This is a genomic window from Mesorhizobium sp. B3-1-6 (assembly GCF_006439555.1).
In the GTDB taxonomy this organism is placed as follows: domain Bacteria; phylum Pseudomonadota; class Alphaproteobacteria; order Rhizobiales; family Rhizobiaceae; genus Mesorhizobium.
Genome location: NZ_VFTM01000004.1, coordinates 62,452 through 77,339 on the forward strand (window position 1 = coordinate 62,452; position 14,888 = coordinate 77,339).

General features: G+C 64.3%; 13 protein-coding genes and 1 tRNA gene. 4 read left to right on the top strand and 10 right to left on the bottom strand.

The annotated features are described in order from the left end of the window. Positions 1-38 precede the first annotated feature (38 nt). Together FJ414_RS05710 and FJ414_RS05715 are read right to left on the bottom strand one after the other, a co-directional pair. Positions 39-1,040 carry a cation diffusion facilitator family transporter gene (locus tag FJ414_RS05710; protein WP_181181537.1) on the bottom strand — a complete coding sequence of 334 codons (1,002 nt, stop codon included), beginning with the start codon at positions 1,038-1,040 and terminating at the stop codon, positions 39-41. A gap of 64 nt (positions 1,041-1,104) precedes the next feature. Next, complete coding sequence (locus FJ414_RS05715; protein WP_140642218.1) at positions 1,105-1,791, bottom strand: GNAT family protein; 687 nt, start codon at positions 1,789-1,791, stop codon at positions 1,105-1,107. 82 nt (positions 1,792-1,873) lie between these two features. On the opposite strand from FJ414_RS05715, the gene FJ414_RS05720 reads away from it, so the two are divergent. Further along, positions 1,874-3,058: a pyridoxal phosphate-dependent aminotransferase gene (locus FJ414_RS05720; RefSeq protein ID WP_140642220.1), complete on the top strand. Its 1,185-nt coding sequence runs from the start codon at positions 1,874-1,876 to the stop codon at positions 3,056-3,058. Between the two features lie 12 nt (positions 3,059-3,070). On the opposite strand, the gene FJ414_RS05725 is transcribed toward FJ414_RS05720, so the two are convergent. The 3 genes from FJ414_RS05725 to FJ414_RS05735 form a co-directional block, all read right to left on the bottom strand. After that, positions 3,071-3,832: an SDR family oxidoreductase gene (locus tag FJ414_RS05725; protein ID WP_140642222.1), complete on the bottom strand. Its 762-nt coding sequence runs from the start codon at positions 3,830-3,832 to the stop codon at positions 3,071-3,073. Positions 3,833-4,072: 240 nt separating this feature from the next. Then, entirely contained in the window at positions 4,073-4,804 is a 732-nt protein-coding gene (locus tag FJ414_RS05730; RefSeq protein WP_140642224.1) for a tellurite resistance TerB family protein, read from the bottom strand. Positions 4,805-4,927: 123 nt separating this feature from the next. Then, positions 4,928-5,854 carry a rhodanese-related sulfurtransferase gene (locus FJ414_RS05735; RefSeq protein ID WP_140642226.1) on the bottom strand — a complete coding sequence of 309 codons (927 nt, stop codon included), beginning with the start codon at positions 5,852-5,854 and terminating at the stop codon, positions 4,928-4,930. 245 nt (positions 5,855-6,099) lie between these two features. On the opposite strand from FJ414_RS05735, the gene FJ414_RS05740 reads away from it, so the two are divergent. Further along, positions 6,100-6,738, top strand: coding sequence for a 2-dehydro-3-deoxy-phosphogluconate aldolase (locus tag FJ414_RS05740; RefSeq protein ID WP_140642228.1), 639 nt, complete (start codon positions 6,100-6,102; stop codon positions 6,736-6,738). A gap of 10 nt (positions 6,739-6,748) precedes the next feature. Here the strand turns inward: FJ414_RS05740 and FJ414_RS05745 are convergent, their stop codons facing one another. Then, positions 6,749-7,498, bottom strand: coding sequence for an SDR family NAD(P)-dependent oxidoreductase (locus FJ414_RS05745; RefSeq protein WP_140642230.1), 750 nt, complete (start codon positions 7,496-7,498; stop codon positions 6,749-6,751). A 254-nt stretch (positions 7,499-7,752) separates the two neighbouring features. On the opposite strand from FJ414_RS05745, the gene FJ414_RS05750 reads away from it, so the two are divergent. Beyond that, the gene (locus FJ414_RS05750) at positions 7,753-8,544 is read left to right on the top strand and encodes an AraC family transcriptional regulator (RefSeq protein ID WP_246672310.1); all 792 of its coding nucleotides are present in this window, start codon (positions 7,753-7,755) and stop codon (positions 8,542-8,544) included. Between the two features lie 53 nt (positions 8,545-8,597). Here the strand turns inward: FJ414_RS05750 and FJ414_RS31390 are convergent, their stop codons facing one another. The 4 genes from FJ414_RS31390 to FJ414_RS05765 form a co-directional block, all read right to left on the bottom strand. After that, entirely contained in the window at positions 8,598-8,774 is a 177-nt protein-coding gene (locus tag FJ414_RS31390; RefSeq protein WP_181167050.1) for a hypothetical protein, read from the bottom strand. Between the two features lie 124 nt (positions 8,775-8,898). Beyond that, positions 8,899-8,972 (bottom strand) — tRNA-Gln (locus FJ414_RS05755). A 97-nt stretch (positions 8,973-9,069) separates the two neighbouring features. Further along, positions 9,070-10,923, bottom strand: coding sequence for a DUF882 domain-containing protein (locus tag FJ414_RS05760; protein ID WP_140642234.1), 1,854 nt, complete (start codon positions 10,921-10,923; stop codon positions 9,070-9,072). Between the two features lie 377 nt (positions 10,924-11,300). Beyond that, positions 11,301-12,848 (bottom strand): sigma-54 dependent transcriptional regulator, encoded by a 1,548-nt coding sequence (locus FJ414_RS05765; RefSeq protein ID WP_140642237.1) that lies wholly within the window; start codon positions 12,846-12,848, stop codon positions 11,301-11,303. 159 nt (positions 12,849-13,007) lie between these two features. On the opposite strand from FJ414_RS05765, the gene FJ414_RS05770 reads away from it, so the two are divergent. Continuing rightward, positions 13,008-14,846 (top strand): M3 family oligoendopeptidase, encoded by a 1,839-nt coding sequence (locus FJ414_RS05770; protein WP_181181538.1) that lies wholly within the window; start codon positions 13,008-13,010, stop codon positions 14,844-14,846. The last annotated feature ends 42 nt before the right edge of the window (positions 14,847-14,888 follow it).

Below are 14,888 nucleotides of genomic sequence, written 5' to 3' on the forward strand. Positions count from 1 at the left end.
TCATGTCGAGGCTGCTCGGTTTTGTCATCAGGCCGCGGTCAGTGATAGTGCCGGCGATCGCGTGGCACATCATGTGCGTGGTCGTGATCGTGATGATGATCGTGTTCGTCATGGCTGTCCGCGCATTGGCCGAATTCGGGTTCGACGGTGGCATGCTCGATACCGTGCTTGGCCGCAAGCCGTTTCTTGATGGCGCTCACCGCTACATGCGCATCGACGCCGTCGTTCAGGCAAGCGTGCAGCGTCGCCATGTTGGAGGTGCCGTCGAGCGACCAGACATGCATGTGATGCACCTCGCGCACGCCCTTGACCGCGCCTTCGATGTCCCTGGCGATCACGTCGCGGTCGAGCCTGGCCGGCACGCCTTCGAGCAGGACGTTGGCCGCCTCGCGCATCAGCGACCATGCCGTCGACAGGATGAGCAGCGACACCAGCACCGACAGGATCGGATCGATCGGCGTCCAGCCCGTCGCCAGGATGATGATGGCGGCGACGATGGCCGCGGCCGAGCCCAGCAGATCGCCCAGCACATGTAGGATGGCGCCACGCATGTTGAGGCTCTCGCGATCACCGCCATGCAGTACGAAGAAGGAGGCGATGTTGACCAGAAGGCCTGCCACCGCGACCACCAGCATCGGCCCGCCCAGCACTGGCGCCGGGTGCATCAGCCGGCCCCAGGCCTCGTAGACGATCCAAAGCGCGATGACGAAGATGGCGATGCCGTTGGTGTAGGCGACCAGCGTCTTCACCCGGGCGAAGCCATAGGTGAGACGGCCGGTGGCAGGACGCCCGGCGAGATGAAAAGCATACCAGGCAAGGGCGAGCGCGATGGCGTCAGCCAGCATGTGCCCGGCATCGGCGATCAGCGCCAGCGACCCGGTAAGCCAGCCGCCCAGCGCCTCGGCGAGCATGAAGCAGGCGGTCAAACAGGTAGCGATCAGCACCCGCTTCTTGTCGGTTGAGCCATGCACATGCCCGGCGCCATGGCTGTGGCTATGACCAGCCGGGCCGTGGTCGTGCGAAGCATGGTCATGCGCCATCGCCAAACTCCTGTCTGCCGACCATGGTCCTGAAAACCGGTTTCCCGGCTCTCAGGATCATGATCTACGCGCCGAACTCGGCGCGAAAATCTTCAAGCCGCCGTTTCTGGCTTCCCTGGGCATCGAAATTTGCCGGATCGAGCCAGGCCTCATAGGCTTTTCGCAGCGTCGGCCACTCCTTGTCGATGACCGAATACCACGCCGTATCGCGGTTTTCACCCTTGACCACGAAATGCTGGCGGAAGATGCCCTCGAACTTGAAGCCGAACCGCTCGGCCGCGCGCTTCGACGGCTCGTTGCGGTTGTTGCACTTCCACTCGTAACGGCGATAGCCGAGCTCGTCGAAGACGTATTTCATGAACAGGAACTGCGCTTCGGTCGCCGCCGGCTTGCGCGAGATCAACGGTCCCCAATAGATGTTGCCGATCTCGATGACGCCGTTGTTGGCATCGATGCGCATCAGCGTCTGTCGTCCGGCGACCTCGCCGCTTGCCTTGTCGATGACGGTGAAGAACAGCGGATCCTCAAGCGCCTCGGCCTTGTCGAGCCATGGCTGGAAGGCGGCGCGGCTTTTCGGCGGATAGTCCGGCAGCCATGCGAAGCGCCCATCGATATCGGCGACGGACGAGGTTTCATAGAGGCCGTCGCCATGCTTTGCCGCGCTGAACGGCTCAAGGCGCACATAACGGCCTTCGAACACCTTGCGTTCCGGCCGCGGACGCGGCTGCCAATTCTTCAGATCTTCCGACACCGGCCACTCCAATCCGTTGACTTTTACCTGCGGACCGTCACAAAAACGCTCGCTCACAGAAAGAACCACAGGGACGGGAAAAATGCTCCACACGATCGCGGCCTTCGACCGTCTCGGCGAGGAAAATGCCTTCGCGGTGCTGGCGAGGGCCACCGCGCTCGCCCATCAGGGACGCGACATCGTCAACCTCGGCATCGGCCAGCCCGACTTCAAGACGCCGCAGCACATCGTCGAGGCGGCGATCAAGGCGCTGCGTGACGGCCACCATGGCTACACGCCGGCCAACGGCCTTTTAGCCACCCGCGAGGCGGTCGTGCGCCGCACGCTGACCACCACCGGCGTCGAGATGTCGCCCGAGAATGTGATGATCCTGCCGGGCGGCAAGCCGACGATGTTTGCTGCGATTCTGATGTTCGGCGAGGCGGGCGCCGAGATCCTCTACCCCGATCCCGGCTTTCCGATCTACCGCTCGATGATAGAGTTCACCGGCGCCACGCCGGTGCCGGTGCCGATCCGCGAGGAAAACGGCTTTGCCTTCTCGGCGGAAGAGACGCTGGCGCTGATCACGCCGAAGACCAGGCTGCTCATCCTCAACTCGCCCGCCAATCCGACCGGTGGCGTCACTCCGCGGGCCGAGATCGAGAAGCTGGTCAAGGGCCTGGAGAAGCACCCCCAGGTCGCTATCATGTCGGACGAGATCTACGACGTCATGACCTATGACGGCGAGACTCACTGCTCGCTGCTGAACTTCCCCGAAATTCGTGATCGGCTGATCGTGCTCAACGGCTGGTCGAAGACCTGGGCGATGACCGGCTGGCGCATGGGCTGGTCGATCTGGCCGAACGGCGACAAGGGCGCGCATCTCTACGACAAGGTGCGCAAGCTGGCGGTCAACTGCTGGTCCTGCGTCAACGCGCCGAGCCAGTTTGCCGGCATCGCGGCGATCGACGGCCCGCAGGACGATGTCGAGAAGATGATGCGCGCCTTCGACAACCGCAGGAAGATCGTGGTCGAGGGGCTGAACGCGCTCCCCGGCATTTCCTGCATCACGCCGAAGGGCGCCTTCTATGCCTTCCCCAACGTCTCGAAAACCGGCTGGAAGGCCAAGAAGCTCGCTTCGGCGCTGTTGGAGGATGCCGGCGTGGCGTTGATCGGCGGCCCCGATTTCGGCGTTCTCGGCGAAGGCTATATCCGGCTTTCCTATGCCAATTCCGAGGAGAACATCCTGCGCGCGCTGGAACGGATCGAGGCGTTTCTGAAAAAGTGACCCGTCTGGCGTTCACCCGCGCCCGACAAACGGCATCTTCGTCGCCATCACCGTCATGAACAGCACGTTGGCATCGAGCGGCAGGCTCGCCATGTGCAGCACCGCGTCGGCCACGCGCTCGACATCCATCACCGCTTCGGCGGCGATCGAGCCATTGGCCTGCGGCACGCCGACCGTCATCGGCTGCGCCATCTCGGTCAGCGCATTGCCGATGTCGATCTGGCCGCAGGCGATGTCAAAAGGCCGGCCGTCGAGTGCCAGCGTCTTGGTAAGCCCGGTGATCGCATGCTTGGTCGCCGTATAGGGCGCGGAGCCGGGACGCGGCGCATAGGCCGACACCGAGCCGTTGTTGATGATACGGCCCCCCATCGGCTTCTGCCGGCGCATGGCGCCGAAGGCTGCGCGGGCGCACAGGAACGAGCCTGTGAGGTTGACGCCGACGACGTCGTTCCAGACCTCGACCGGGATTTCGTCGATCGGCGTCGACTTGTAACCCATGCCGGCATTGTTGAAGAGCAGGTCGACGCGGCCGAAGGCCTCGAGCACGGTCTCGAACATGTCGTCCACCTCGTCGGCCTTGCTGATGTCGCAGGCGACGGCCAATGCCTTGGCTTGCGTCTTCCCCGCCTCGGCGATCGCCTCTTCCAGCACTTTCTTGCGGCGGCCGCAGAACACCGTGTTCCAGCCTGCCTTGAGCAGCGCCGTCGCGACGCTCTTGCCGATGCCGGTGCCGGCGCCGGTAACGATGGCGGTCTTCTGTGCTATGGCTGTCATCGTCGTCCTCCCGGTCATGGATGGAAGAACGTGGCATCGCAAATGCCATGGGTCATGGCAAGCAGCTGTTGGTGATAAAGAAGAAGTCAACAAAAAGGGCGGCCATTGGCGACCGCCCCGATCTGAACCGCGCTTGGGAGGAGGAAAAGCCGGTCCGACTGGTTAGAATGATGCGCTTGCTGGGTTAACGAGAAGTTAACGGACGGCAAGGCGTCCCCGAAGGACGTTTACCACGCCGAATCACCACGGTGAATTGGGCGCCGTTCCCGCCGGCACCTTGGCAGCCGAAACCGTGGCCTCGACATGATCGACCAGGGCGTCCGGCAGGCCGAGGCGGCCGGCGAGCAGGTCGAGATAACCGCGCTCGGTGCGCGTGTCGGGATCGATGGTCAACCGCGACGCGGTGTAGAGCTCGAGCTTCTGCGCATCGGTCTTGGCGCCGGCGACCAGCGTGTCGAGATCGAGCGGGCTTTCGAGCTCGGCGAGCAGGAATTTTTCCGCTTCGGCGCCGATGCCGGCGAGCTTGAGCTTGTCGGCGATCTTCCTGCGCTCGTCGTCATCGACATGGCCGTCGGCCTTCGCCGCCGAGATCATCGCCCTGACCAGCGTCAGCGTGAACTCGGCTTCGCCTTGCGGCGCCTGCGAGGGATCGAAGGCGGTATCGGCGGGCGGCGGCAGCAACTCCGGCTCGCCGGACGCCGGCGCCTGGGCCGGCTCCGCGCCGTTCTTGTAGTTCTGGTAGGCCTTGTAGGCGAGGCCGCCGATCGCCGCCAGGCCGCCGAGCTTGATGGCCGCGCCCGTCACCTGCCGGCCGGTGCCGGTGCCGAGCAGCACGGCGGCAAGCGCGCCGGCGGCGAGCGGATTGTCCTTCGCCATCTGCACCGCCTGCCCCGCCTTGTCGCGGACGGTCGATCCGGTGCCGGGAATTTGCGAGCCGAGAAGGTCGTCGAGCAGCTTCTTGGGGTCGAGCATCAATGCCTCCAGAATTGGCCCGGCCGAAATGCGCGCGGGCACGGTTTCGGACCGGCAAGAGGTAGGCCCCGCGCATTGACATTACAATGACGAGGCGAGTTTTACGCGCAAGGGCGTGTGGCTCTAGCTTCCGATATGGCGCTTAGCGCCGCGCGCTTGCGCAAGTTCGACCTGACGGTGGCGTTCGGCGTAGCGCTCGCGATCCGCATCGGACCGCGTTTCGAAGCAATGCGGGCATGAAACGCCGATCGCGTATTTCGGCGACAACCTGTCCCCGACCGTCAGCGGGTGCCGACAGGCGCGGCAGAGTTCGGCTTCGCCCTCCGCGAGACCGTGCGAGACGGACACCCGTTCGTCGAACACGAAACATTCGCCTTGCCAGAGGCTCTCCTCGGCCGGGACGTCTTCCAGATATTTCAGGATGCCGCCCTTGAGATGAAAGACGTTTTTGAGGCCGAGCGACTTCACATAGGCCGTCGCCTTCTCGCAGCGAATGCCGCCGGTGCAGAACATCGCCACCTTGCGGCCTTCGAGCTCTCCACGGTGCTGCTCGACCCAGGCCGGGAATTCGCGGAAGCTGGTGGTCCTGGGATCGACCGCGCCCTGGAAAGTGCCGAGCGAAACTTCATAGGCGTTGCGCGTGTCGATCACCAAGGTATCGGCATCGGAAATCAGCGCGTTCCAGTCGGCCGGCGCGACATAGGTGCCTGCGCTCGCCGCCGGATCGATATCCTCGACGCCCATGGTGACGATCTCGCGCTTCAACCGCACCTTCATGCGGTGGAACGGCATTTCGGCGGCGCTGCTGTATTTGACTTCCAGTCCGGCAAGGCCTTCGATGGCCTCGAGGTGACACATCAGCGCGGCGATCGCCTCCTCGCTGCCGGCGACGGTGCCGTTGATGCCTTCATGCGCCAGAAGCAACGTGCCCTTGATGCCGCGCCCGCAACAGAAGGCGGCGAGTGGCGCGCACAGAGCCTCGTGTCCATCGAGCGGCGTGAATTTGTAAAGCGCCGCGACGCGGACCGGATTTTGTGTTGTCGTTGTCATGGCCATGCCATAGAGCAACTCCAGGAAAAGTGCGAAGCGGTTTTCCGTCCGGAATTGCGCAAAATTAAAGATAGAGCGGTTGCCGTTTCCAGGAAACGGCGGTCCGCTCTGGACAGCGCTGAAAGCCGTTTCAAGGCAAAGCAGGAAGGCGGCTAGGTGCGCGGCATCGCGACACGCCGGGCTTCGTGGACTTGGGCGGACCCTTCTGCTAATCGGTTGAAATCGATCGAAATGGAGACCAGCACATGACCAGCAAGACCGAAAAGCTCCTGTCGCTTCTCAACGGTCAACCGGTCATCCCGGTGCTGAAGATCGCCAATGTCGCGGACGCGGTGCCGCTCGCTCGCGCCCTTTCGCGCGGTGGCCTGCCGGCGATCGAGATCACGCTGCGCACCGCCGACGCGCTGGAAGCGATCCGCCGCGTCGCTGCCGAGGTCGAAGAGGCGATCGTCGGCGCCGGCACCATCCTCGATGCCAAGCAGTTCGATGAAGCAGCCCGCGCCGGCTCGAAATTCATCGTCAGTCCCGGCATCACCAGCCAGCTTCTAGACGCAGCCAAGGGCAGCCCCGTGCCGCTGCTGCCCGGCGCCATCACGCCCGGCGAGATCATGGCCGCGCGTGAAGCCGGCCTGCGCTTCCTGAAATTCTTCCCGGCCGAGCAATCCGGCGGCATCGCTTCGCTGAAGGCTTTCGCTTCGCCGCTCGCCGACGTGAAATTCTGCCCGACCGGCGGCATAACGGCCAGGAACGCCGCCGACTATCTGAGCCTGCCCAACGTCATCTGCGTCGGCGGCTCCTGGGTGGCGCCCGACGATCTCATCAAGGCCGGCAAATGGGACGAGATCGAAGCGCTGGCGCGTGAGGCGAGCAAGCTCAAGAAGTAAATCAGCGCCCTCACCAGGGCAGCGCGCCGTTCTCATCGAAGTAGCCGCCGGTCGGTCCGCCCTGCTCCAGCGTCGCCAGCCGCACGATGATCTCGGCCGCCTGCTGCACCGTGCGGCCGCCTCTGTGCGCATTGAGGTCCGTGGCGGTGTAGCCGGGAGCGGCGGCGTTGACCATGATGCCGCGAGGCGCGAGTTCCCGGGCGAAGGACAGCGTGACGGCGTTGAGCGCGGTCTTCGAACTGCCATAGCCCATGACATTGGGCGACTGGCTGTTGCCGGCCGCGCGCGCCAGCGATCCGAGATAGCTGCTCACCATGACGATGCGGGCAGCGGGCGCCGCCAGGAGCAGCGGCAGGAACGCCTGGGTGACCCGCACCGGACCGAAGACGTTGACATCATAGGTGGCTTTCATGTCCGCGACACTCTCGCGGCTCGGCGGCCGTTCATAGCGGCCGTCCGGGCCAAGCGCATCGACATAGCCGGGCGCAATGCCGGCATTGTTGACCAGCACGTCCAGGCCGGGCGCCTGCGCGGCGACTGTCTTGACCGCGGCCGCCACGCTGTCGTCGCTGATGACGTCGAGCTCGAGCCACTCGACGTCGAACCCTTCGCCGCGCAGCGTTTGCGCCGCGGCCTCGCCACGCGCGGCATCGCGAGCGCCGAGCCACACTTTGTAATCCAGTGCCGCCAGCCGCCTGGCGGCCTCGAGCCCAATACCTTTGTTGGCGCCGGTCACCAGCGCATTCCTTTGCGTCGTCATTCCAGGTCTCCTTCTTGGCGACCTAGACTTGGCGTCAACCGACCTGCTTCGCGCGCCGGATCCTCGCGTCCTCTTGCCTAATCCTCTCAACTGGATGCGCGGCTCCGCGTCACTTGGTTGCGCGGCTTGCATGGATCGGCAATGCTGAAACGATGAACGAAGAGCTTCAGGAATTGATCGCACTCGCCAGCCGACATGCGCGCGGACGGCGGACGAAGACGGCCATTCCGCGCGTCACCATCGGCCGCAGCGAGGTGCCGACGCCGCCGCTGCCCGAGCTTTGCCAGCCGACCACGCTGTTTGTCTTGCAGGGAACCAAAACGGTCCTGATCGGCGACCGCACGCTTGCCTACGGCGCCGGCAGCTATTTCGTCTATGCGGTTGAAACACCCGCGACCAGCCAGTTGCTCGAGGCGAGCGTCGCACAGCCTTACCTGGCCATCGCCTTCTCGCTCGATACCGAGCTGATCGCCGGCCTGCTCATCGATCACAAGCCGGCGATCGACGGCGATAGCTTCGTGACCAATCAGCTCGATGACTTGCTGCTCGACGCATGGCGCCGAATGCTGCGTCTGCTCGACAAACCAGCCGAGATTCCTGTTCTCGCGCCCATGCTCGAACGGGAGATCGCGTTCAGGCTCCTGCAAGGCCCGCAGGGCGAGAAGCTGCGTCAGCTCGCCCGTGCCGATGGCCGCCTTTCGCAAATCCGCCGCGCCACCGCCTGGATCCGCGCGCACTACAACGAGCCGATCGATGTGACGCAACTGGCCGAGCTGTCGCATATGAGCAACGCCGCCTTTCATCGCCACTTCAAGGCGGCGACGGCGATGAGCCCGATCCAGTATCAAAAGCAGCTCCGCCTTCTGGAGGCGCGCCATCTGCTGATCGCGCAATCGGGCGGCGCGGCGCATATCGCCTTCACCGTCGGCTACGAAAGCGCCTCGCAGTTCAGCCGCGAATATACGCGCCAGTTCGGATTGCCGCCCGCGCGCGACGCCGCGCGGCTCCTGGCCAGGGGCGAAGCGCCCACGCTGGAAATTGACTGAGCACTAAAAAACCGGCCGGCTTGCGCCGGCCGGGATTAGTCTTGCAAACGCAACTATCTGCAGACCCTGACCTTCTCGACCACCTTGTGGTGGTGGCGCCAATGCGTCACCAGCTTGGTCACGCAATGATGTCGTCCGGTCTTGACGATCACGGTTTCGGCTTGCGAGGGAGCGACGACAGCCGATGCCGCGGCCAGCGCCAGAACTGACGCCAATACAATCTTCTTCATGAATATCCCCAGTTTGGAACGAACCCCTTTTAACCCATCATTGGGCGCGGCGCTCCAACCTCACGGTAAGTTTAGCCTGGCGTGAAGATGCGCACACCGAACGCCTACCGAGCATTGCCATGTCTGGTTCCCGCTCATGGATTCGAACCACGATTCACGCCTTCAAAGGGCGCTGTCCTACCATTAGACGAAGCGGGAAGAACTTCTGGCCTAACAGGCAGCGGCGCATGCCATGAACGACAAAAGCCGCGCTGACGGACCAACGCGGCTTTGCGGTGGCCACGCTGACTCGTCGCTATTTCGTTTGGAAGCGCGCGACCGAGAGGAACTTCACCGCGTTGCCGGTGAACCGGCTTGCGTCCGGCACCCCGCCATCCGCCTGGAAGCCGGCCGTATACACTTCGCTCGGCGGCGTATGCACGATGTTGTAGGCATAGCGCGGCGCTGTCGTCGGGTCGGAAACCGAGGCGATGTTGACGCCGCTGCCCAGCGCCCAGCGCGCGGCTTGCGGCGGCGTCGCCACCACCATGGCCTTGGGCCCGGGCTTCAGATCGTGGGCGGACGCCCTGCCTTCCTTGGCCGTCGTCTTCACGCCGGCGCCGATCGCCTGCGCCGGATCGGCCCCGGCCGGGAGCGCGGCGATAGCCTGGCGCGGCGAGGCCGCATCGACGCCCGACGGATCGTTGAACGCGGAGCGCGGTTCCGGTTCGGTCAGCGACGCGAGCTGGTATTCGGCGCCGCCATCGGCCCCGACGGTTGCATTGGCCTGTTCGAGAACGGCTTTCACCTCATCCTGCTTGCCGGGCTGCGGCCGTGCCGTCGGCAGCACCGAGAACGCGTCGGTCGCGCTCTTGTCCTGCGAAGCGGTTTCGGCCAGCGCCAGAAGCACATTCTTGTCCTTCGGCGCGAGTTCCGCCGGCGTCGAGCGGTCAGGACGCCAGGTCGGCAACGGGATATTGTTGACCGCCACCTGCGCCGGATCGGTGCTCGCGGCCTCCGCGGCGCTGGCTGTGCCGAACGGAACCTTGTCCGGCACGGGCGCCTGGGCCGTCGCAACCGCCTGCTCCGTCGTCGCCGAGGCATCCGTCGTGGCGAACGGCACGTTCTGCGGCGTCTGCTGGCCGACATCGACCTTCGGACGCGGCGCGAAGTCGGGCAGCGGGATTTCCTTGGGCGGCAGCGCGGCGATGATCGTCTCCGGCGTATCCTGCTGCGGCTGCTGCGAATCGTCGGCGCTGTCATCCGCGATCTGCGGGATGTTGGCGCGCTTGGCATCCTTCGGGGCGACAATCGCGATGCCCGGAAGATTGCTGTCGCGTGCCGTGGCGGCGCTGGCGACCTGGACCTGCTTCACGGCTTTCCGCTGAGGCGCCGGGGCACTTTCGTCGGCGTCGTCATCGGCCTCGTCGGCGCCGCCGCCGAACCAGGCAAAAAGGCCGCCGGAGCGCTTGGTCGAGCCGCCGGCGCTGGCCAGTTCGATGTTCGGGGTGCCAGCGCCCTTACGCGCCTGATACGCTGCCACTGCTTGCTCATAGCCGGGCAACGGGCGTCCGTCGCTCGGCACATGCAGCGTCTTGCCGTTGGGGAACAGGCTGACCAGTTCCTGGCGGCTGATGCCCGGCCAATGGCGCACGTTGCCGACATCCATATGCACGAAGGGCGAGCCGGAAGTCGGGTAATAGCCGACGCCGCCGCCCTGCATCTTGAGGCCGATGTTGCGCAGTTTCTTCAGCGGCACGCCGGGAATGTAGAAGTCCATCGCCTTACCCAGCATGTGCTGGCTCTTCTCGGCGACGCCGCGGCTGCGCGAACGCAACAGCGCGTTGGTTGACGGCGAGCGATAGCCGCAGACCACTTGGATATAGTCGGTCGCGCCGCTTTCGCGATAGGCTTCCCAGACGAGATCGAGCAGCCGCGGATCCATCTTGGTCGGCTCGTTGCGGCGCCAGTCGCGCAGAATGATGTTGATCTTGCGCAGGCCTTCCGGATCGTAGCGGCCATTGCGCTTGTAGACGATCTCGGCCTTCTCGTGCGTGTGCAGGTGATAGAGCTTGAGCGTACGCACTTCAGCCCTGGCGCCCGACGTCACCACAGACAGGAACCCGACGGCCAAAATCACGAACGTCAGCCACCTCGGCCAGACGCTCATGTGAAAATGCCGCCCGTTTTTGCGTCGTTCGATTTTGTTCAAATCAAATGGCTTTCAGGCTGCCGTTTGTCCCCGGATTTGACCAAACGGATGCGTGGTTTTCACATCCGAATATCGATCCTAATGGTTAATCATCGTTTATTGAAGCCGAAATGCGGTAACACCGTGGCGATATCCCGTCAAAAATTATGCACGGCATTTCGTGGTAAACCGCTGGTTTAGATCAAGAATCCGCCTCGGCCAGAACACGATCTGTTACCGTTAGCGTTAATGCGTGATCCTCGGCAACGCCAACCGCTGAAAACCCTGTGTTTTCACGTCAAAAGCGACAATTTGACTCGGATTTTAGGCAAGCAAGCTGGTTCGAGGCTTGCCTGTCATGAGGCAAGCCGGTCGACGCGGCCGGCTTCGGGGTCAATGCCATATTCCTTCAACTTGCGGTAGAGCGTTGAGCGACCGATGCCCAACCGGCGGGCGACTTCGCTCATCTGGCCGTTGTAGTGGTCGATCGCAAGCTTGATCATCTCGAGCTCCACGTCGGCCAGCGCCCGCACATTGCCGCGCTCGTCAAGCGCGCGAAGCGTCCCGAAACGCGGCTGCGGCCTTGCTGGCGCCTCGCCGTCGGCCAAACCGGCCGCCGTTGCGTCGGCAGCGGTTTCATCCGCTTGCCGGGACGCGTCCGCAATCGTTTCGGCGACTGCGGACGCCGGTTCCGCTTCGAGATTGACCGTGCCTTCCACCTGCGCCCGGATCTGCGGGAACTCCTCCTCGGTCAGCACATCCCCCTCGGCAAGCACCGACGCGCGGAAGACCGCATTTTCCAGCTGGCGGATATTGCCGGGCCAGTCATAGGCCTGCAGCATGGCAAGCGCCGTGGCCGATATGCCGGCAAGGCGGCGGCGCGGATCGGTCGGCGCGACCTTTTCCATGAAATGCCGGACAAGGTAGGGAATGTCGTCGCGGCGGTCGCGCAGTGGCGGCACGAAAATCGGGTAGACGTTCAGCCGGTAGAACAGGTCCTCGCGGAACTTGCCGTCCTTGACCTGCTGCAGGAGGTTCCGGTGCGTGGCCGAGATCAGCCTTATATCGACCTTGACGGTCGAGCGGCCGCCGACCGGGTCGACCTCGCCTTCCTGCACGGCGCGCAGCAGTTTGACCTGGACGTCGAGCGGCAGATCGCCGATCTCGTCGAGAAACAGCGTGCCGGAGTTCGCCTCGACGAATTTGCCGGTGTGCTTGTCGGTGGCGCCGGTGAAGGAACCCTTCTCGTGGCCGAACAGGATCGATTCGACGAGATTGTCAGGGATGGCGCCGCAATTGACGGTGACGAACGGTTTCGAGCGGCGGTCGCCGCTGCCCTGGATGGCGCGCGCCACCAGTTCCTTGCCGACGCCGGATTCGCCCTCGATCAGGATCGGGATGTTGGAGGCCGCCGCTTTCTGCCCAAGGCGTATCACCCGGTCCATTGCCGGGCTGCGCGTGATCATGTCCTTGAAGGTGAGATGGCCGCCGCCGCGCCGCCGCGACGCGCGCTTCATCTCGTCCTCGACGGCTTCCACCTTGAGCGCGTTGGAGATCGCGGTCTGCAGCCTGTCGGGCGACGCCGGCTTGACGACGAAATCAAAGGCGCCGTGCCGCATCGCCGAGACGACGGTCTCGATGCCGCCTTGGGCCGTCTGCACGATGACCGGAATGTTGATGGCGCGCTCGCGCATCGCCTTCAGCACGCCGATGCCGTCGAGGCCAGGCATGACGAGATCGAGAATGACGACGGAGACCTCGCGCGCGTTCGGGCCATCGAGCGCGTCGAGGCCGGCCTCGCCGCTATCCGTGACGATCGCGCTGTGGCCGAACTTGGTCAACGCGGCCTCGACCAGCCTGCGCTGCACCGGATCGTCATCGACTATGAGTATGGAACCTGTCATGACTGTTTGAGTTGTCCGCCCGAGAAAATCCCCGTGGATCATCTTGGCACAGGGTTCTAAATAAGGTTTCAAAAAACCCGGTGAACGAATTCCTTAGGATTTGACCGGCTTCTCCTTTCCCTTTGATTCTGGCCCCTTGATTCAAAAAAGGTATTGTTGATGCGCATGATGTTTGGTCAGCGGCTTGCGGCGGCGTCGTCCGGACAGGGCGCGGCGGAGCTCGGCGACCTGCCGGAGTGGAATCTCGCCGATCTCTATTCCGGCATGGAGGCGCCGGAGTTGAAGCGCGACATCGCCAAGGCGGCCAGCGACGCCATCGCCTTCGAGACCCGCTGGAAGGGTACGCTGGCCGCGGAAGCCGGGCGCGGCGCCGCCGGCCGGCTGGGCGAGGCGCTCAAGGCCTATGAGGCGCTCGAGGAACTGATCGGCCGCATCGTTTCGTATGCCGGCCTCGTCTATGCCGGCAACACGGCCGATCCGCAGCGCGCCAAGCTCTATGGCGACGTCCAGGAAAAGATGACGGACGCCAGCGCGCATCTCCTGTTCTTCGCGCTCGAACTCAACCTGATCGACGATGCGGCGATCGAAAGCGCTTTGGCCGCCGACAAGGCCTTCGGCCACTACCGGCCCTGGGTGCTCGACCTCAGGAAGGACAAACCCTACCAGCTCGAGGACCGCGTCGAGCAGTTGTTCCACGAAAAGTCGGTCACCGGGCGCGGCGCCTGGAACCGCCTGTTCGACGAGACGATGACCGACCTGCGCTTCGACGTCGACGGCGAGGAACTGACGCTCGAGCCGGCGCTGAACCGGCTGCAGGATTCAAACGGCGAGGTGCGCCGCCGCGCCTCCGAGGCGCTGGCCGCCACGTTCCGCAAGAACCTGCGCACCTTCACGCTCATCACCAACACTCTAGCCAAGGACAAGGAAATCTCCGACCGCTGGCGCGGCTTCCAGGATATCGCCGACTCGCGCCACCTCGCCAACCGTGTCGAGCGCGATGTGGTCGATGCGCTGGCCGCGGCTGTGCGCGAGGCCTATCCGCGGCTGTCGCATCGCTATTACGCGATGAAGGCGCGCTGGCTCGGCATGGAGGTGATGAACCATTGGGACCGCAACGCGCCGCTGCCGGAAACGCCGCAGGCGGTGATCAGCTGGGACGACGCCAGGGACACGGTGCTCTCCGCGTACCAGCGCTTCTCGCCGGACATGGCCGAAATCGCTCGCGGCTTTTTCGATCGCAGATGGATCGACGCGCCGGTGCGGCCCGGCAAGTCCCCCGGCGCCTTCGCCCACCCGACGGTGCCGTCGGCGCATCCCTACGTGCTGCTCAACTACATGGGCAAGCCGCGCGATGTGATGACGCTGGCGCATGAGCTCGGCCATGGCGTGCACCAGGTGCTGGCCGCCGGCCAGGGCGCGCTGATGGCCTCGACGCCGCTGACGCTGGCCGAAACCGCCTCCGTCTTCGGCGAGATGCTGACCTTCCGCTCGCTGCTCGAGCAGACCGGCGACAAGCGCGAGCGCAAGGCCATGCTCGCCCAGAAGGTCGAGGACATGATCAACACCGTCGTGCGCCAGATCGCCTTCTACGAGTTCGAGCGCAAGGTGCATGCCGAACGCAAGAACGGCGAGCTGACCTCGGACAGGCTCGGTGAATTCTGGCTGGAAGTGCAGGCCGAGAGCCTGGGGCCGGCGATCAAGCTGCGCGAGGGATACGAGGTCTTCTGGACCTATATCCCGCATTTCATCCACTCGCCCTTCTACGTCTATGCCTATGCTTTCGGCGATTGCCTGGTGAATTCGCTCTATGCCGTCTACCAGAATGCCGAGCGCGGATTTCAGGAGAAGTATTTCGAGATGCTGCGCGCTGGCGGTACGAAGCATCACTCTGAGCTTCTTGCGCCCTTCGGCCTCGACGCCACCGATCCCGCATTCTGGCAGATCGGCCTCGGCGTGATCGGTTCGCTGATCGACGAATTGGAAGCGCTCGACAGTTGACGACAACTACGGCGCGGCATCGGTCGTAATAGTTTAGCCGGG

Coding starts and splice junctions, on each gene's coding strand:
- FJ414_RS05710 (WP_181181537.1), bottom strand. CDS start 1,040: ATGGCGCATGACCATGCTTCGCACGACCACGGCCCGGCTGGTCATAGC.
- FJ414_RS05720 (WP_140642220.1), top strand. CDS start 1,874: ATGCTCCACACGATCGCGGCCTTCGACCGTCTCGGCGAGGAAAATGCC.
- FJ414_RS05725 (WP_140642222.1), bottom strand. CDS start 3,832: ATGACAGCCATAGCACAGAAGACCGCCATCGTTACCGGCGCCGGCACC.
- FJ414_RS05730 (WP_140642224.1), bottom strand. CDS start 4,804: ATGCTCGACCCCAAGAAGCTGCTCGACGACCTTCTCGGCTCGCAAATT.
- FJ414_RS05735 (WP_140642226.1), bottom strand. CDS start 5,854: ATGACAACGACAACACAAAATCCGGTCCGCGTCGCGGCGCTTTACAAA.
- FJ414_RS05740 (WP_140642228.1), top strand. CDS start 6,100: ATGACCAGCAAGACCGAAAAGCTCCTGTCGCTTCTCAACGGTCAACCG.
- FJ414_RS05745 (WP_140642230.1), bottom strand. CDS start 7,498: ATGACGACGCAAAGGAATGCGCTGGTGACCGGCGCCAACAAAGGTATT.
- FJ414_RS31390 (WP_181167050.1), bottom strand. CDS start 8,774: ATGAAGAAGATTGTATTGGCGTCAGTTCTGGCGCTGGCCGCGGCATCG.
- FJ414_RS05760 (WP_140642234.1), bottom strand. CDS start 10,923: ATGAGCGTCTGGCCGAGGTGGCTGACGTTCGTGATTTTGGCCGTCGGG.
- FJ414_RS05765 (WP_140642237.1), bottom strand. CDS start 12,848: ATGACAGGTTCCATACTCATAGTCGATGACGATCCGGTGCAGCGCAGG.
- FJ414_RS05770 (WP_181181538.1), top strand. CDS start 13,008: ATGCGCATGATGTTTGGTCAGCGGCTTGCGGCGGCGTCGTCCGGACAG.